Origin of the sequence: Fibrobacter succinogenes, assembly GCF_902779965.1 — a bacterium.
In the GTDB taxonomy this organism is placed as follows: domain Bacteria; phylum Fibrobacterota; class Fibrobacteria; order Fibrobacterales; family Fibrobacteraceae; genus Fibrobacter; species Fibrobacter succinogenes_F.
The window spans coordinates 23,228-40,496 of sequence record NZ_CACZDK010000005.1; the positions used below are offsets into that span (position 1 = coordinate 23,228).

General features: G+C 47.9%; 15 protein-coding genes. 9 read left to right on the forward strand and 6 right to left on the reverse strand.

The window, feature by feature from the left end; translation table 11 throughout:
* Positions 1 to 136: 136 nt before the first annotated feature.
* Entirely contained in the window at positions 137 to 1,852 is a 1,716-nt protein-coding gene (locus tag HUF13_RS03770) for a VWA domain-containing protein (RefSeq protein ID WP_173473884.1), read from the reverse strand.
* A 208-nt stretch (positions 1,853 to 2,060) separates the two neighbouring features.
* Between HUF13_RS03770 and HUF13_RS03775 the strand changes: the two genes are divergently transcribed.
* Both HUF13_RS03775 and HUF13_RS03780 read left to right on the forward strand, forming a co-directional pair.
* A complete protein-coding gene (locus HUF13_RS03775; RefSeq protein WP_173473885.1) occupies positions 2,061 to 3,272 on the forward strand; it encodes an SGNH/GDSL hydrolase family protein in 1,212 nt (403 codons plus the stop codon).
* 38 nt (positions 3,273 to 3,310) lie between these two features.
* Entirely contained in the window at positions 3,311 to 4,333 is a 1,023-nt protein-coding gene (locus HUF13_RS03780; RefSeq protein ID WP_173473886.1) for a hypothetical protein, read from the forward strand.
* A 129-nt stretch (positions 4,334 to 4,462) separates the two neighbouring features.
* On the opposite strand, the gene HUF13_RS03785 is transcribed toward HUF13_RS03780, so the two are convergent.
* The gene (locus HUF13_RS03785; protein ID WP_173473887.1) at positions 4,463 to 5,044 is read right to left on the reverse strand and encodes a hypothetical protein; all 582 of its coding nucleotides are present in this window, start codon (positions 5,042 to 5,044) and stop codon (positions 4,463 to 4,465) included.
* Positions 5,045 to 5,116: 72 nt separating this feature from the next.
* On the opposite strand from HUF13_RS03785, the gene murJ reads away from it, so the two are divergent.
* A complete protein-coding gene (gene murJ, locus HUF13_RS03790) occupies positions 5,117 to 6,709 on the forward strand; it encodes a murein biosynthesis integral membrane protein MurJ (protein WP_173473888.1) in 1,593 nt (530 codons plus the stop codon).
* A gap of 205 nt (positions 6,710 to 6,914) precedes the next feature.
* Here murJ and HUF13_RS03795 read toward each other — a convergent pair whose 3' ends face one another.
* The 4 genes from HUF13_RS03795 to HUF13_RS03810 form a co-directional block, all read right to left on the reverse strand.
* A complete protein-coding gene (locus HUF13_RS03795) occupies positions 6,915 to 7,274 on the reverse strand; it encodes a hypothetical protein (protein ID WP_304038786.1) in 360 nt (119 codons plus the stop codon).
* Positions 7,275 to 7,313: 39 nt separating this feature from the next.
* Positions 7,314 to 7,562 carry a hypothetical protein gene (locus tag HUF13_RS03800; RefSeq protein ID WP_173473889.1) on the reverse strand — a complete coding sequence of 83 codons (249 nt, stop codon included), beginning with the start codon at positions 7,560 to 7,562 and terminating at the stop codon, positions 7,314 to 7,316.
* A 6-nt stretch (positions 7,563 to 7,568) separates the two neighbouring features.
* Positions 7,569 to 8,474: a hypothetical protein gene (locus HUF13_RS03805; protein ID WP_173473890.1), complete on the reverse strand. Its 906-nt coding sequence runs from the start codon at positions 8,472 to 8,474 to the stop codon at positions 7,569 to 7,571.
* Positions 8,475 to 8,817: 343 nt separating this feature from the next.
* The gene (locus tag HUF13_RS03810) at positions 8,818 to 10,617 is read right to left on the reverse strand and encodes an ABC-ATPase domain-containing protein (protein WP_304038800.1); all 1,800 of its coding nucleotides are present in this window, start codon (positions 10,615 to 10,617) and stop codon (positions 8,818 to 8,820) included.
* 131 nt (positions 10,618 to 10,748) lie between these two features.
* Between HUF13_RS03810 and HUF13_RS03815 the strand changes: the two genes are divergently transcribed.
* From HUF13_RS03815 to HUF13_RS03840, 6 genes are all read left to right on the forward strand, one after another.
* Positions 10,749 to 11,297 carry a PEGA domain-containing protein gene (locus tag HUF13_RS03815; protein ID WP_173473892.1) on the forward strand — a complete coding sequence of 183 codons (549 nt, stop codon included), beginning with the start codon at positions 10,749 to 10,751 and terminating at the stop codon, positions 11,295 to 11,297.
* A 115-nt stretch (positions 11,298 to 11,412) separates the two neighbouring features.
* The gene (locus HUF13_RS03820) at positions 11,413 to 12,021 is read left to right on the forward strand and encodes a penicillin-binding protein activator LpoB (RefSeq protein WP_173473893.1); all 609 of its coding nucleotides are present in this window, start codon (positions 11,413 to 11,415) and stop codon (positions 12,019 to 12,021) included.
* A 164-nt stretch (positions 12,022 to 12,185) separates the two neighbouring features.
* Positions 12,186 to 13,586, forward strand: coding sequence for a hypothetical protein (locus tag HUF13_RS03825; protein ID WP_173473894.1), 1,401 nt, complete (start codon positions 12,186 to 12,188; stop codon positions 13,584 to 13,586).
* Between the two features lie 108 nt (positions 13,587 to 13,694).
* Positions 13,695 to 14,474: a hypothetical protein gene (locus tag HUF13_RS03830; protein WP_173473895.1), complete on the forward strand. Its 780-nt coding sequence runs from the start codon at positions 13,695 to 13,697 to the stop codon at positions 14,472 to 14,474.
* Positions 14,475 to 14,521: 47 nt separating this feature from the next.
* The gene (locus HUF13_RS03835; RefSeq protein ID WP_014546027.1) at positions 14,522 to 15,250 is read left to right on the forward strand and encodes a response regulator transcription factor; all 729 of its coding nucleotides are present in this window, start codon (positions 14,522 to 14,524) and stop codon (positions 15,248 to 15,250) included.
* A complete protein-coding gene (locus tag HUF13_RS03840; protein WP_173473896.1) occupies positions 15,232 to 17,148 on the forward strand; it encodes a cell wall metabolism sensor histidine kinase WalK in 1,917 nt (638 codons plus the stop codon). Before HUF13_RS03835 ends, HUF13_RS03840 begins: the two co-directional genes overlap by 19 nt.
* Positions 17,149 to 17,269 lie beyond the last annotated feature (121 nt).

Consider the following 17,269-nt stretch of genomic DNA (forward strand, 5'->3'; position numbering starts at 1 on the left):
AATTGATACTGCATTATAAAAAAAGATGCCCGTTGTCTTTCCGAACTTATTTCGAGACAATCGGGCATGCAAAGGTTCAGTTTATTTTTATCCGTCCTAATTTATCTTTCATATTTATCGATCGTTAGTCACCTCCTTACTTAACATATTTCTTGATAAGCCTAATCATGATATCCGTAAGGCTTTCCACATTGTAATTACCTACAGATGCCTTGATGTGAGAATTTCCAATGCCGCTGTCATCCGTGAGGAACACATAGGTGCCACCCGTAGCAACATCAAAGAATCTCAACATAAATTCCGTATCCTTATCCACACCGCTAGCCGCCACCGGAATCAACTTGATGCCATGTTTTGCATAGAGCATGATGGATTCCTGAAGGCTTTCGATGATATCATTCTCATGATGCGCAGGAGCATCAAGAATGAGGAACGCAATGCGTGCGCGGGCCGATCCATTCCAGGAAAGATCCTGCAGCGAAGCCTCAAGCGCAGAATGGACAGCTTCAGGATAATCGCCACCGCCAGAAGCGCTCTGTTCCGAAACAAAATCCTGCGTTTCAGAAGCATCATCAGTAAAGTCGCTAGCACGCGTCAGGTAAGCATCTCCTTCATCACGGTAAAACAGAGCTGCCGTGCGCAAAGCCACCTTGCTTTCCGAACTTGCATGGTCAATAATGTAACTGAGATCAGACTTGAGGAATTTAATTTCATCGCTCATGGAACCCGTTGCATCCACGATGAATGCAACATCGGCTTTTGCTTTCGGGTGCCTGATTTCATCATCGACCACAACGTTGACATTAAATTTTTTGTCACCCATAGTGGTGAGCTTTACAGATTCCTTTACCCAGTCACCATCGACCTTCAATGAGTATTCCTTAGCATTGGGTTTCTTGGAGCGATCTTTAAACAAGTTTATCCAGCAGTATGCATACCCGGCATTATCTGTCTTGGTTGCAAATTCCTTTGAATTGCTGTTAAAGAGTTCCACGTCAACATTGGCGATACCGACCCTGTTGCCATCAACCACTCTTACCACTACGAGATTTTTCGGATAAAATTTCCAGTAATCGGTCTTCCCACTATAATCGTCATCATCGAGAAGATTTGTCCAAAACTTCCAATTGTCCAAATCGTTCCACTCGCCTGCAGTGAGCAATCCAGCCCTTCGGCTTTCATTCCTGCCACTATGCCTTCTTCTATAAGTAGGCTCATCGTCGCGTTCAACAACACGTTCATAGCGTTCAGAAACTCGAACCTTGCTTTTTTTCAGAGAGGGTTCATCTCGTGCTACTCCCATATCAATAGATCTTGATGTTGTTCTAGTTTTCGCTTTAGAAGATCTTATACCTGAAGCGCTACCTCCAAGCAGTCCCGCTAAACCATCTCCAATACCGCCTGAACCAGCAGCAACATAACCTTCGTTAAAACCGCCAGATCCACGTCTACCGCCAAGTACTGTTTTTCCCGATGTAGAAAGACCGCTTACGCTTTTCATTACTTTATCTATATCTTTTGTAAATTTAGCTTCTCCAGAAACAGGTCTTGAAGCCAACATTTTTAGCACTCCGCGATCAAGAGACGCCTTTGGCATCCCTTTAGAGCCATGATCCTTCGCACGTTCCGAATGATCCGATGTAGTGGTCGATAAAAACGATGCTGACTCTTCAATGGATTCACTTTCATCGGCACGTTTTGCAACTTCCGTGCGACCATCATCAGACTCATCAACTTCTGTAGTTTTGCCGTCAGTTGTTTTTTTACTTTCGCTCTCACCGCCGCTAAAGATAAAGAGAATGGCGCCAGCAAAAGCTACGATTGCAATAAGAATGAACAGTTTGTTTTTCATGATGTCCTCCCTTGTTTTTCCTTCAAACTAGCACATTCGATTTTGCGAAACCAGCGATTTTGCAAAGAAGGCGGATAAATGATTTTTACATTTTTCATTGTAATTTTTTTGTCATTTAATAACACAATTCCTTTACACAATCAGTCCCCTAGCAAAGTCTCTCCAAATTATCTATTTTTGCTCGTCGTCCATTTTTCGCGGAGTAGCTATGTCAAAAGAATTTTCGAAATGGGTTGCCTGCTGGGGTAACGCCACATCCATCACAGACCGGAAAGAAGCAACATACGCCAAGGATTTAATGCTCCGCTATCCGATTCGCGCCTGCTTTTCGGGGAACAAATTGCGATTCCATTTTTCGAACCTCACCGGCACAGAACCGGTGACCATCAGCGAAGCATATGTCGCCAAATCCGCGCAGCCCCAAACGGCAAACGCACAGTCCGCAGCCACAGTCGCCGCGCAGTCTATAACCGCGCCATCTTCGAATTACATTCCGACTGCGATTACTTTTAGCGGCAAGCAATCCGCCACAATCCCTGCCGGCGAAGAAATCTTGAGTGATGAAATTTTATTCAATGTAACCGCAGGCGAAACATTTGACGTGAGCCTTTACTTTGCAAATTTCACACAAATGAACGCAGGCACGGCCATCACGGGACCGCTTTCGGGTGGCAAGTACAGCTATGGCAACTTCGCAAAATCTGCAACCCTCCCTGACGACCTCACGCGCAAAACAAACTGGATTTACTTCCTCAATACAATCGATATTTTCACCGAAGAAAAAAACTTTGCGCTAGTGTGCTTCGGCGATTCCATCACCGCGCAAGACTGGCCCGATTACCTCACACTCCGCTGCGCCCGCGAAGGATTCAACAATGTCGCCATCATCCGCCGCGCCGTGAGCGGCACTCGCATTTTACGCGAATACAGCTGCATCACCTACGCTGCATACGGCCTTAAAGGCGCCACACGCTTCCCCATCGAAATGAATGTTGCTGGCGCCCGCGCGGTTATCGTACAACACGGCATCAACGACATCATCCACCCCGTCGGCGTTGAAGTCAACAAATTCCGCCCCTGGAGCGACATGCCCACAGCAGACGACCTCATCAACGGCGTCCGCACACTTTACATCACGCATGCACGCAAGCTCGGTCTCAAGATTTACAGCGGCACGCTCCTCCCGATTTACGGCTGGCGCACCTACAACGAGAACCGCGATATCATCCGCACGGCATTCAACGAATGGCTCCGCACCGCACCCGATTTCGATGGTTGTGTTGACTTCGATAAAGCCGTCCGCGGTCACGACGATCCCAAACGATTCAGCAACGGTTTTGATTCCGGCGACCATCTGCACCCCAGCGCCAAAGCATACGAGGCCATGGCTGAATGCGTCCCCGAAGAATTGTTGAAATAAATTTGTCCATAAGGACGTTAATTATTTATTTTTAGAATATGAGTTTGAAAGAATCCATCAAGCAAATTCAAAAACGGGAGCTTATCACGCAAGACGAACTTATCCGTCGTCTTGGCTGTTCCCGCAGTAGCCTTATGGAACGCGGCACCACCGAAGCAAATACGGCATTCAAACTTGCATTCGGAAACAACGAAACCAATAACGCAAGCGACACACAAAACCCCAAATCTCAAGATTCTAAAGAACTCGAAAAGTTCCTCCCGTGGGTACGCAAGTTCCCCATCCGCGCTTTGCAAAACAAGGGACTCATTCCTGCAAACGCCAAAAATGCAGAACTCGTGCGCGCCGTTTTCCGCTTCATGCAAATCGGAAGCATTGCCGGATTCAACAACTACTATAGCACCGCATTGCAAACTGCAAACCCGCAAACATACGCGGCATGGATCCGTTTAGGTGAACTCCAAGTCAAACGTCTAACAACAGACTTTACGCCTGAACAAGATGCAATTCTTGCAAACCTAAAGTTTTTACGGAAAAACGTTTTTCTTCACGGTCAAAATTTGCGCAACGTCGCCCGAGAAGCTCTCCAAAATTGCGGAATAGAATTCCTCGAAGTGGAACCGTTCCTCACCGCGCCCACCCCGACATGCGCTTTTTATTGGAGAGGTTACCGCCCCGTCATTCAGTTCCCGACAACCAAGATAGACGATTCAAAATTCCTTGAAGCGCTGTTCCACGCGGTTGCACACGTGCTTTACCACCCCTTACGAACATCCTGCTTGCAACTCGGCAATCATGCGATGCCAATTGCGGCGCAGCCCAACCCCTCCGCCGCCAAGAGCGTCCAAGAAATCGAAGCCGAAAAATTCGCCCAAGACATGCTCCTCTCCGAAGCCGAAGAATGCGAACTCATCTGCTGCGGTCGCTTTAATGAGCGCCGTTGCATCCAACATTTTTCCGGCGTATTCCACGTGCGCCCAGGAATCCTCGTCGAGCGCTTACAGCAACAAGGCAAAATCAAACGCAACTCGCTGCTGAACGATTTTAAAATCGCAGTTTAAAAGAAACGAAACATCACTGGATGTTTCGCGCTTCCGAGCCTATCCTGCAACATTTCGGCATAAAAAAAATCCGGTCAAACCGGATTTTTCGCATTCAAGTTTGCGCGCCGTCCTCACGCGCATCCCGAACTAGTAGTTAATTCCAAAGAACAGGTTGACGCTCTTGAAGCTCTTGCCAAAATCAACCTTGGAAGCGATGATATCAAAGCCAACACCGGCTTCCAGCTGAACTGCAGAATTGTGGAAGAAGTTTATACCAAGTTCGCCGCCAAGACTCATGCCCAAAGCCCAACGTTCACCGAAATCCCAATCATCAAAGTGGGAATCGAACTGCAAGCCCAAACCGAGACCGCCGCCAATAAACGGAGAAACATCATCATCAACGAAAGAATAGCGACCACCCAAAAGCATATTGCCATGGATCTGCCACCCTTCACCAAAAGTGAAGTTCCACGTACTGATTGCAGTGATTGCACCATGCGTCGTCATTTCCCAAATATGCCCATAACGGATAAGAGGGAATCCCATTTCTTTATCCTGTGACGTATTCTTTTCGGAATCTTCCCAGTTACGCCAGAAAGAAAGGCCAAAAGCAGCCGTCTGGAAACTATAGACCGGACGCTGGAGTTTTTTCTCCGGTTCAATGGTATCGTTGTTCTGGGCAAATGCCGCAAGAACGAGGAAGGAAATAAGTACTAATATCTTTTTCATAATAGGAAATATACAAAAAGATTACACAATAAGTTCAAAGAACATTTAACCATTCTATATTTTACAGCACACATGAATAAAGCCGCTATTATTGTTGCCGTTTCGATGCTCCTGAGCCGCGTACTCGGGATTTTCCGTGAAATGCTCCTTGCCCACGCTGCTGGCGTGTCGCTCGAAAAAAATGCACTCGACCTCGCGTTCATGATTCCAGACATCCTGAATCACGTGGTCAGCACCGGATTCTTGTCGATTATATTCATCCCGATTTTCACGGGCTACAAAGTCGCAGGTGACGAACGTGGCGGCTGGAAGTTCTTCAGCAACGTGCTCAATACGTTTGGAATTGCGCTCCTCATTCTCGTGATTCCGGCATTTATCTGGATGAAGGAACTCATCGCACTCCTGACCGTCGATGGCGTGACGCCCGAACTTTTGGAACGCGCCACCTATTACGGGCGCATTATTCTTCCGGGGCAGATTTTCATTTTCGTGGGGAGCATCCTTGTCGCGGTACAGCATACCCGCAAGCAGTTCCTAATTCCCTCCCTCACGGGCCTCATCTACAACATCGCAATTGTGGGCGGCGGTGCCGCAGGCCTTGCCCTCACGAATTACACCGGCAATGATTACGGACTCTCGGGATTTGCATGGGGCGTACCCGTCGGAGCGTTCATCGGATTTTTCGCCCTCCAGATTTTTGGAGCCAAGCGCGGCGGTGTTCATTATGAATTTATCATTGAACCCAAGCACCCTGACATTATTCGTTACTTCAAGATGATGCTCCCCATGTCTCTTGGCGTGGGTTCCATGTTCGGTCTTGAATTTATCATCCGAAGCTTTGGTGCAAATTTCGGCACAAGCGGCATTTCGAGCCTCAACTATGCTTACCGCGTCATGTACACGCTCGTCGCTGTATTCGGCTTCTCGGTCTCGGTCACGAGCTATCCCGACATGGCTCGTCTCGTCAAGGAAGGCGACTTCCCGCAACTCAACCGCAAAATCTGGAAGAGCCTCTCGCGCATGTTCTGCATCTTGATTCCAGCAGTTGTCGCCGTGTGGGCACTCAGCTTCCCCGCCGTGCGCATCCTCTTTGAACGTGGCGCATTCCACCGCGAAACGACCGAAGCGATTTCTGAAATTCTCCGCTGGTACTTGCCCGTGAGCCTTGGGCTCTGCCTGCAGGCGGTTCTCGTCCGCAGCTTCTACGCTTGCGAACGCATGTGGGTCCCCACACTTTTGAATACCGGCATTTTTGCAGCAACCATTCCCGCCTACATTTTGCTGGGCGAACCCGAAGTGGGTCTTGGCATCAAGAGCGTCCCGATTATCGGCGCTACAGGCGCAATACTGCAAGTGATTTCGATGATCTTTATGTGGGCAAAGAAGAACGGCACTGACGGCATGAAGGATGCGCTCCTCAATATGGCACGTGCACTCGTCGCCTTCGGCATCATGATTGCAGCCGCCATCGGTCTTGATTGCATTTCGGATGATTTTGTCCGCAATGCAAACTTTGTAACGCTCGTCGTTTACGCTTGCGCCGCAGGCATTGCGCTCTTTACGCTCACGCTTATTGTCCAGCGCTACCTCGGCAGCAAAGACGCCAAGGACATTTTAAACGAACTTCTTGGGAAAGTGCTCCGCAAGTTGCACCTAGCGCATTAAGCGCCTTCGGCGCAGTTACTAGTTAATAGTCACTTCGCCCTACGGGCTAGTTACTAGTCTTTAGTTATTAGAGAATCTTGAAAAAAAGTCATTCTCGACTGAGCGTAGCGAAGGAGGGAATCCATACATTGTACCATAAAAAATTATGGATGGGGTAACCCCCTCCCTTTAGGTTCAGTAAGCTCAAAACTTTTTTCCGTATTCATCACCTTTCTGGCGGTAAAATTTCTTCTGGCAACGATCCGTAGCTAGAGACTTTATCGCCTTCAAAGCCGTTGATCATCCATTTGACGAAACCCACAGTTCCGCCAAGCACGGCGCCAGTTGCAAAGCCTACCCCAGCAGCACTCAATGCAACAAGTTTGAAAGGAAATAGGCGAATATCCATTACATCCACTGCACGCAAACAACCACTACCATTCGTAGCCACGAACCAACCGGGGACTGCCATAGCCGTTGCAGTATTCGCCCCATAACGAATCATGGGGTTCGGGTTCTTGTTTGATGCACAACCAACAAGGCTCAACACAAGCAACATGCAAACGACTAGCTTCAAAAGACTCATACTCGCAATATAAAGAATTTCAAAAGGAGAATTCTGAATTTACCTTAATTTCACACCATATTCAGAATCAAAACCAGCCCTAAAACGACCTAGAGTAGCCCCATTTTCTAGAGTTCCACCTGCATTATAAGCCTCAGGAAGCGAGGAATCAGCAGAAAAACCTTTTTTGGAACCATACGCTCCATGAAGCATCAGAACACTATAATTTTCAATGGATTTCATCGGTTTGGGAATAGACCAACAATTAATGGCAAAAGCCATTATCAATACAAATAGATATTTCATCATATCTTCCTATTTCAAATAAATTACAGTTCCATCATTTCGATAAAATTCTAATTCCCTATTTCCCGTCCATTTTACATCAGAGCAAGTTATTTCATTTTTTATCAAAGAACAAATTCGCACCCCCAATTCCATCATATTTCCGCTAAAATGACCTTCATAAATTTTTTCCATTGGAGCAAAAATACTATCCGACCCATTTTTTAAGACAAAGCTATTTCCATTTTCTTTATTTAAAACAAGACAATACACATCATTTCCCCAAGCTCTCACATCATCGCATTCTCTAATCCATTCTAAATCTTTATCAATGCGCTTATATACAACTGTTTTCGCAACAGTATCCAGCACCGCATACTGGCAGCTGTCTCCTCCTGCATTTAACGACTTTTCATTACGCACAATAAATGTTCCGTCAACCCATTCCTTTACAGAATTTCCTCTAAACACAACAGAACACCCTTCCAAATTTCGATTAAACGATATTTTATGAGGTTTTTCCCCTATTTTCCATAAAGAAATTGAATTTTCTCGCTGTACATTTAGATGTCCCCAAATTACAGAATCAGAGAATTGACCATCCCACAAACCAAGAGTCCAGCTTCCAGAAATCGAATCACACCATCTTGGACCATCTTCCTGCACCCGGTAATTATAAACACACAGCCTTGCATTTTCACAACCATCATCTTCAAGATACTCCCCATTCCAACGATCTGTATATTCATGCCAACAGCGGTAATCTTCAACCATCACCAACGAATCATCAACAAAACCCATCACCTTAGCTCCGCTTCGTTTTTCTTCCCATTCGAAAGTAGTATCCGAACACCCCCACATGCATACGCATGCAAAGGCAACCACCAAAACAGCGAGCACTTTTCTTAGCCCAAACTTGTTCATTTTATTTTCCATAAGAGGTTCTCCTATGTTTAAAATTTTCCAATATAAATTTACATACAAAAGTGTTATATGCAAGAGCAAGACTTTACTGGATTGATGGCTGCGCCGTCCGAGGCTTCGGCTCAAAAAACATCGAAAAACGAATGAAGCAGTCAAATTTATTTGACTATTTCTGAGTTCAAGATGTGACGCGAAGCGTCAAATAAGTCTGCAAGCAGCCCTGCTTTATTCGCCTTGCACTCTTTTCTTCACCCTTTGGGTTCAGGATGACGAAAAAGCGGGTTCAGAATGACGTAGAAAAAAGCGATGCCGGAACGGAGTCCGGCATGACATTTTACTGAATAACAGCTATGAACTATCTCTTACCGTCGCGCATTCTATACAGCACGCAAGCGATATCGATAGGGCGCGGGAGGCTCATTTCGCGGCTTAGGCCTTGCGGCAAATTGCGGAATCCGACATTCTTGATTTTTTCGCAGAGCGCATTGATGCGTTCCATAATCGTTGCAGACTTTTGCGGCTCACCATTTGCAGAATCATTGTTGCTCGCTGCATTCTGGCAGAGGTTCAACAGCATAAAGCCTGCACCGAATCGCTGTTGCTTATCCACGAGCGCTCCCGCCTTAGATGTATCCGAAACGAGGAACCCAATTTGCAATAAAGTATCGCCCGAAATTTTGACTTTCACTTGGCGCTCTACAGCAGATGCAGGGCGAAGTGACGGGAGCAACGGTTTCACGTATTCAGCAAAGTCGCGACACTGCGGTTCCACAAATGCGGGCAAGTTAGGCGCGATTTTTGCGGCATCACCGACGCAACTACCTGCACCATCCACGCCAACCGTTCCAGCAGCCGAACCAACAACACTATCAGCAAGCCCCGCCGCTACATTCTTTCCATTAATTCTTGCACATTCCGCCTTGTACGAAGCCATCACGATAATGTTGTCTGCCAAATCCAAAAAATCACCGCAGGCGCCAGCTACCAGAATAAAGCTACGATTCTGGATTTCACGGATGCGGTCCGTCAGCGGGATAAGCGGTTCGCGATCATCGCCCAAGAGCCTCCTCACACGGACATCGCGAATCAAAAAGTTCACAGCAGAGGAGTCTTCGTCAATCAAAAACACATCGCTCCCAGCTTCCATCGCTTCCATCAAGTTTGCGGCCTCGCTCGTCGAACCCGATGCACAAGCGGTCGTAAAGTTCTTTGTCGAAATTCCGCCCGGCAAATCACGCACAAACTGCGATAGGTCTGTTCCGCGAACGCTGCGGCCATCTTCAACGCCCACGCGCACCGCCGATTCGCTAATGACAATGCCTTCGCGGCCATCGCCCGGAATATGCGGGTAAACAGCCTTCGTGAGCGCCTGCAACAAAGTCGATTTTCCATGGAACGCCCCGCCCGAAATCACGGTAATGCCTTTCGGGATTCCCATACCGCGAATCTCGCGACCGTTTGCGACAAGCGTCACCGCCATTTCAGCAGGCGCGGTAAACGGCACAGCCCCTTCCATCGGGAGTTCACTAAGTCCCGACGCGCGCGGCAAAACAGCACCATCCGGCACAAACGCACAAAGTCCACGTTCTTCAAGCTGCGACAAAATTTCCTTGCGCTCGGCAAGCACGCGGTAATGTTCAACAAGTTCAGGCTCAACACCATCCGGCTTTGACTCGCCCGAATTATAAAGCGCCGCCGAAACCAAGTCCGGGAGCACCATCGTCAAAATCTCGGCAGCAGCTTCGGCCTGGATTTTGCGACCATCGCCCGGCAAGCGCACTTGCAGACAAGCCCGCAGTTCACCATTATCGACCCAAAGCGCGTTCCGCACCAGCATTTCAGGTCCAGCAGTGTCAAAAACAACCGCGGCATCCCTATCGGGATACTTTTCACGAACAAGTGCAGAAAGTTTACGGTAAAGAAAATCGCTCAACGCGAGGCGCCGTTCAAAAGAGCTACCCCATTCGCTTGGGAACCCCAGCATCAGCAAGTTCGACTTAATTATCACACGCGAAGCCGGTGCATACGGGTCACCCTGCACATGGAGAAATTCCAGCACAAAGTCACCAAAATCCCACGTCCTATCCGCGAGGGATTTGTAAAGCCCATAATTTTTCCCTTGTAAACTGCGAATTTTTTGATAAAGCGCTTTCATGTACAAAAATTAGTTAATCCAGACCAAATATTTACGTACTTTTTACGGCACTTTAACATTTATCCATGTAAAAAAGAATTAAATTCTTAATGTCTAATAAACCATTTACAAGCAAAACAGGAGTACCTGCAATGAAAAAGCTGTATATTTTTGCCTTGATGATGGCTTTCCTCTTCACGACCGTTGTCGCTGACGAAGAAGATCCACCTCCGCGTGGCAAGGCCGCAACCATTAATATCATTACCGAACCGCCTAATAGCGATGTGTTCCTTGGTGGTGAACCTCTCGGCAAGAGCCCGATCAAGGATAAAGAAGTCAAGTCTGGCCGCCAGACTCTCGTTGTTATCGACCAGGGCTTTGAACTCGTCAACAAGCGCGTGAACGTCTGGCCGGGCAAGGATAGTCGCAACAACTTCGACTTCAGCACCAAGATTCCGAAGGGCCACATTAAGATCACGACCAATCCGCCGCGCTGCCTCATCTTCGTCGATGGCGAACAGGCTGACAAGACAGATGGTGCAGAACTCGTTGTTCACAACCTTGACGCAGGTGACCACATGGTTCGCGCACAGTGCAGCAACCGCAAGAGCGCAGAAGCACTCGTGACCGTCAAGGGCGAAGAAACGGCAGAAGTTCATCTTGACGCTACCAGCGGTTCCAAGAAGAAGAAGAAACGTTAATCCGCGTTTTTCGAACGAAAAATTGATTTTTTTCAAAGAACTCTCCGTTTGGAGAGTTTTTTTTATGTTTTTTTTGTATGTTTATAACAAAACATTTCCAATCTAGGAGAAAAAAATGTCTAAAATTTGGATTTTTGCCCTCTGCGCAGGCCTCGCTTTCCTCTCTGGTTGCGCTAGTGACGGTGGTAAAAAAGTCACCCGCCTCGACGCAAACTCTGTTACCGACCTCTCCGGCAGTTGGAACGATACCGACTCCCGCCTCGTCGCCGAAGAAATGATCAACGACTGCCTCGGTCGTCCGTGGTACAGCCAGTTCTCCGCCCAGAAGGGTTCCGTGCCGACTATCGTGATTGGCAAAGTTCGCAACAAGAGCCACGAACATATCCGCGTTGAAACGTTCATCAAGGATATTGAACGCGCCCTCATCAATTCCGGCAAGGCCGAATTCGTTGCAAACGCCAACGAACGTGGCGACCTCCGCGATGAGCTTGCAGACCAGCAGGGCAACGTTACTGAAGAAACGATGAAGGACGCAGGCATGGAAATCGGCGCAGACCTCATGCTCACCGGCACCATAAACTCCGTCATCGACCAGGAAGGCGGCGAACAGGTCGTCTTCTACCAGATCGACATGGAACTCACCGACATCCAGAGCCACCGCAAGGTTTGGATTGGCGACAAGAAAATCAAGAAGTACATGTCCAAGAGCAGCGTGAAGTTCTAGTTTGAATAGTTGGCAGAACTTAGACCGCTACGCTCTTAGAACTTAGTTGCAAAAGCTTACTGAAAAAGCAATATTCTAAGCACTAACATCTAAGATCTAAGCTCTAAGTTCTAATAACTGTAAACGCTCGCACCCGCGAGCATTTTTTATATACATTTAATCATATGAAACGATTTATTCTACTCTTTTCTGCCGCTTTATTGTTTTCGGCTTGCGCAAACAAGTCCCTCACTCGCTACGAGGCTTTAGCCCCCGTTTTTGAGCACAAGGGTTACGAAGCAACAATCAATGAAATCAAGAAACAGCAAGAAGACCTCTACGGTGAAAAGACGGAGTTCCTCTATTACTTTGACCTGGGTGTACTCTACCACTATAGCGGGAACTACCAGGAAAGTGCCGCCAACTTCGACAAGGCTGAAAAGATTTATGACGACCTTTACACACATTCTGTGACAAACGAAGCAGCCGCCATCGTCACTAACGACAACATCCGCCCATACAGAGCCCGCCCCTTCGAAGTGCTCGTGCTCCATGAAATGCAAATCATGAACTACCTTGCACAAAAGAATATCGATGGAGCCATGGTCGAAGTGAACCGCGCCCAAAAGGCGATGACTGAACTTTACCAAAAAGATAACCACAAGACAAACGACAACGGCTTTTTGCGCTACCTTACCGCCATCGTCTACGAAATGGCCGGAGAGCCCGACGAAGCGGCAATCGCTTACTACAAGACGGTCAAGGCTTACAACGAAAACATCCTGAACCTCCCGAAAGAAGCGCGCCAATTCATCATCGAAAGCTTAAAACGCTCGGACCGCGAAGATGATATCAAAACGCTCGGACTCGACATGGCGACAGAAACATCCAAGGCCCAAGCCTATTATGATCTCGGACAAGAAATTATTGTTATCGGTTACGCTGGACACGGCCCGATTTTGAACGAACTGCGCATGTCGGGAACGTATGTCAACGGCGGTCTTTTGAACCTCACTTATAAAGACGGAAAGACCGGCCAAATGGTAAGCACTAACGTAGGTGCTCCGCCTGTCGCAGGCGCAAGCAATGGCGAAACATTCCACATCACTTTTGCAATCCCCGAAGCCCACTCGTTCAGAAGCATGGTCAACCACTTTAACGTGTCAGTCGATGGCAAGTCTGGAATCCGCCCCGAAAAAGTAATGGCGCTCGACAAGGAACTTGAAATGAACCTCAAGGACGACTTTGCGAACACCATGACACGCACCGCCATCCGCGTCGTCCTCCGCACAATCGCGTCCCAGGCTGCAAAAAAAGCCATGAAGTCGGATAACGCCTTGTTTAACCTCTTCACAAGCATCGGTACAGATATTGCTCAAGACCAGCTCGAAAAGGCAGACCTCCGCATAGCACTCTTCTTGCCGAACTCCTTCCAGATGACCCGCATTCCTGTTGAGCCAGGATCGCACGAAGTCACCGTTGCCGCCGAAGGAAGTGACGGAAATACAGTCAACGTTTTTAATTTTGGCAATGTAGAAGTGAAAAAAGGTGAAAAGAAGTTCATCTTCGTGCCGGCAATCAAGTAAAAATGGAATAAACAGGCGAAAATGCACCATTTTCTAAATTGTAAAAACCATTTTTCCTAATAATTATTTAGTTTCAAGAGCAAAAACAAATCCTAGGAGCAATAATCAATGAATTTCAAACTCATTTTCGCAGCGGCAGCTATGCTTGCCACCCAGTCCTTTGCTATTGCAGGCATTGGCGCTCACTACACCCCGAATGTTGGTACCAAGCTCAGATCAGCAGACCGCGCTGACTTCAAGACCGAAAACGTGAACTTGGAAGGCAAGCTTGGCTTTAGCCATGGCAACTTCTCCTATATCCAGGGCTTCGGTTTCAAAGCATGGGTCGACGTTCTCCCGTTCGTTGATCTCGAAGCCACCTTCAATATCCAATTCGCCTCCTATAACGCCGCTCTCTGGACTTACGACGATGGTGAACCGGTAAAGCATCCTTTGGAAATTGAACTCGGCGGCACTCCGTTTGCAAAAGCAACTCCGAAGTACATCGCCATGAACGCAGACCTCTCCGTCACCAAGCCGTTCTCCATTCCATTGTTCCCGATCCGTCCGTATGTCGGTGGCGGCCTCACCTTCCACTGGAACACGTTCGTCTTGAACAAGGCTTTTGTTGAGAATATCATCGACGACATGTACGAAGAAGCCAAGGCTAAGAACGTAGACTTCTCGATGGACGAAAAGAAACTTGCCGAAAAAGTTGTCGACTACGCCAGGGACGAAAGCCTCACCAAGAGCATCGGCATCCACTTGCTCGCCGGTGTCCGCTTCAAGCTCCCGATCATCCCGATTGCAGCCTATGCAAACGTCAAGTGCTATCTCGGTGGTGACTACGATAGCGATATCGACGCCGGTAACTTTGCATTCGAACTCGGTGGCGGTTTTGCCCTCTAATTTTGTAGATTAAAAAAAGTTGGTTAGAAGAGAGTAGGTATCTAAGAATGACTCAAAATACAAGCAGCACGAACATCCTCATCATCGAAGATGAAATTGCCATTGCCGAAGGCCTCGTAGACCTCTGCGAGCTCAACGGTTACCGCGTCAAGCACGTTGTTGACGGCGAAAGCGGCCTTGCCGAAGCACTTTCCGGACAGTACGGACTCGTACTCCTGGACCTCATGCTTCCGGGCATGGACGGCTTTACCGTTTGCGACAAGATCCGCGAAAAGGACAAGAGCCTCCCGATTATCATCCTTTCTGCAAAGAATTCCGATGACGATATCATCAACGGGCTCAAGTTCGGCGCCGACGACTACATCCCGAAGCCGTTCTCCGTGCCGATGCTCCTTGCACGTATCGAAGCAGTGCTCCGCCGTAGCCGCCAGACGATGGAAAATGAAGGCAAGCTTGTAGCCGGCAACCTCCGCGTGAACTTCCGTGAATATACGGGCGTTCGCGGTACAGAAGAACTGGCATTTACCCGCAAGGAAATTGAAATTCTTGAATACCTCTGGAACAACCGCGACCACGCTATTCCGCGTTCCGAACTTCTCCGCAAGGTCTGGGGTTACGAAAACGCAGAATCCGTCGACACTCGCACGGTTGACATCCACATCACCAAACTCCGCAAGAAGATTGAAGACGATCCGGCTCATCCGAAGCTGCTCGTCACTTTCCGCGGTGAAGGTTATCAGATGCGTTCGGCACCAGAATGCGAGAAATCAGTATAAAAATCTCAACATACCTCTCTAGCAAGTACAAGGCTCTTCGGAGCCTTATTCTTGCCTCTAAAGATCGTCTCATTTTTGTGGCGATTTTTGTCATTATTGCGATTCCCGTAATAATGCTTTTAAGCCATTCTTACGCACAGTTGCAAACGTCGTCGCTCTTTGGTTACAAGGAACATGCGTTCTCTGTGCTACAGAATTTGAACAAGAACATTACAGCGGACTTGGCGATTGAAGACAGGCGCTCTTATGCCGACTATCGCTTTATCCGCTCGGTTCCCGTATTCGGTGGTGAAGAAATCACCATGTCCGAGCTTGCGGAATTCCCGCTCCGCAGCCATTACGTAGGTCTCATTGGGCACTTCCAGATTGACCCGTCCGGCAACTTGAGTACACCTGTACTCCCCGATGGAGTCCTTGAAAAAATCCCGATGGTCGATAGGGACAGGCGCGTCGCCATTCGCAACAAAATAAGCAAGATTCTCAACACATCTGGATTCCCTGCAATTTCTTCGGCTACAACTAACATAACGCCATCGAGCAGCGCCGAAAAAATCGACTCGACACAGAAAAACGATAGCAGGCTCATCGACCAGATTTACAAACAAGATCTCGATATCGCAAGCACGCGCAAGAAAAAGAAAACGAACAAGCCCCGCGTAGAGCACATTACCGAAACCGGAGATTTTGCATTTGGAGTCGAATCCACAAAGCTCGATACGACAGGCCTTCTCGTCCGCTTGATCAACAATGAATCGACGCACTCCATGGAAGCGGAAATCGACTTTTTCCAAGCCATCGTCGATTCGAACTACATCATTTTCCACCGCACGGTCAGACGCGGCCCCGATGTATTCATCCAGGGCTTTATTGTAGAAGCGCGCGCCTACCTCACAAACCTTGTTAAAAACGAAATCGAAAAATACAAGGGCGTAACTAAAGGCAATCAGCAAGACCCGCTCGTACTCGCATTCTTCCACAAGAATAAAGCGTTTGTAGCCTTTGGCGAACGCAATAACATCACCACAGAACTCCTCTCGGAATCGTTGCAGGCGCCTCTCTCGGATATTAAATTCAAGATGTACACTACGCAGCGCGCCCCAGGCGGTGAATTTGTCTTGTTCATCGGATTCTTGATGCTAGCCGTGCTTGCCATCGGTTTGATTTCAATTTACCATGTGACGCAAAGCCGCGTGAAGCTTGCCGCAAAGCGCCAGGATTTTGTTTCAGCCATTACGCACGAACTCAAGACTCCACTCACCGCTATCAAGATGTATGCGGAACTGTTGCAGAATTCTTGGGTTGCAAGCGAAGAAAAGAAACAGAAGTATTACGGACAAATCGCCAGCGAAGCAGACCGTCTTTCTAGACTTATCCAAAATGTGCTGAACCTCTCGAAGCTCGATGGAAACCGCTGGAACGTGCAACTCCGCATGGACAAGCCCAAAAAAGTTCTGGACGATTTCATCTCAACTTACAGCAAGAATGTGGAAAAGCAGGGCTTTGAACTTACCGTTTCTTCGGATACCGATGCCGACAACATCAGCCTCATGATTGACCGCGACGCCATCATGCAGATTCTGATGAACCTCGTCGATAACTCGCTCAAGTTCTCCAAGAACGCCGATTACAAGATGATCAACGTGGAACTGCGAATCAAGGGCACCGACATGTACCTCGCCGTACGCGACTACGGTCCGGGCATTCCGCCGAACGAAATGAAAAAAGTCTTCCAGGAATTCTACCGAGTCGAAAACGAAATGACAAGGCAGACAAGTGGCACAGGCATCGGACTTTCGATGGTCAAAAAATTGTGCACATTATGTAATATGAACATAGAATTGGAAAACGCGAACCCCGGTTTGCGCACGAAAATTCATTTCCCAAGTCTGTCGATTTAGCAGTAGACAGTAGACGGTAGCAAGTAGGAAGTGGATAGTAAATAGTGGTTAGTTGTTAGTTGTTAGAGATTGTCATCCTCGCGAAAGCGAGGATCTTTTTTATCGTTTACTATATTTTTTA

Bases quoted from the DNA above. Each gene is read 5' to 3' on its own strand.
- HUF13_RS03770 (WP_173473884.1), bottom strand. From the start codon at position 1,852: ATGAAAAACAAACTGTTCATTCTTATTGCAATCGTAGCTTTTGCTGGC.
- HUF13_RS03775 (WP_173473885.1), top strand. From the start codon at position 2,061: ATGTCAAAAGAATTTTCGAAATGGGTTGCCTGCTGGGGTAACGCCACA.
- HUF13_RS03780 (WP_173473886.1), top strand. From the start codon at position 3,311: ATGAGTTTGAAAGAATCCATCAAGCAAATTCAAAAACGGGAGCTTATC.
- HUF13_RS03785 (WP_173473887.1), bottom strand. From the start codon at position 5,044: ATGAAAAAGATATTAGTACTTATTTCCTTCCTCGTTCTTGCGGCATTT.
- murJ (WP_173473888.1), top strand. From the start codon at position 5,117: ATGAATAAAGCCGCTATTATTGTTGCCGTTTCGATGCTCCTGAGCCGC.
- HUF13_RS03795 (WP_304038786.1), bottom strand. From the start codon at position 7,274: ATGAGTCTTTTGAAGCTAGTCGTTTGCATGTTGCTTGTGTTGAGCCTT.
- HUF13_RS03800 (WP_173473889.1), bottom strand. From the start codon at position 7,562: ATGATGAAATATCTATTTGTATTGATAATGGCTTTTGCCATTAATTGT.
- HUF13_RS03805 (WP_173473890.1), bottom strand. From the start codon at position 8,474: ATGGAAAATAAAATGAACAAGTTTGGGCTAAGAAAAGTGCTCGCTGTT.
- HUF13_RS03810 (WP_304038800.1), bottom strand. From the start codon at position 10,617: ATGAAAGCGCTTTATCAAAAAATTCGCAGTTTACAAGGGAAAAATTAT.
- HUF13_RS03815 (WP_173473892.1), top strand. From the start codon at position 10,749: ATGAAAAAGCTGTATATTTTTGCCTTGATGATGGCTTTCCTCTTCACG.
- HUF13_RS03820 (WP_173473893.1), top strand. From the start codon at position 11,413: ATGTCTAAAATTTGGATTTTTGCCCTCTGCGCAGGCCTCGCTTTCCTC.
- HUF13_RS03825 (WP_173473894.1), top strand. From the start codon at position 12,186: ATGAAACGATTTATTCTACTCTTTTCTGCCGCTTTATTGTTTTCGGCT.
- HUF13_RS03830 (WP_173473895.1), top strand. From the start codon at position 13,695: ATGAATTTCAAACTCATTTTCGCAGCGGCAGCTATGCTTGCCACCCAG.
- HUF13_RS03835 (WP_014546027.1), top strand. From the start codon at position 14,522: ATGACTCAAAATACAAGCAGCACGAACATCCTCATCATCGAAGATGAA.
- HUF13_RS03840 (WP_173473896.1), top strand. From the start codon at position 15,232: ATGCGAGAAATCAGTATAAAAATCTCAACATACCTCTCTAGCAAGTAC.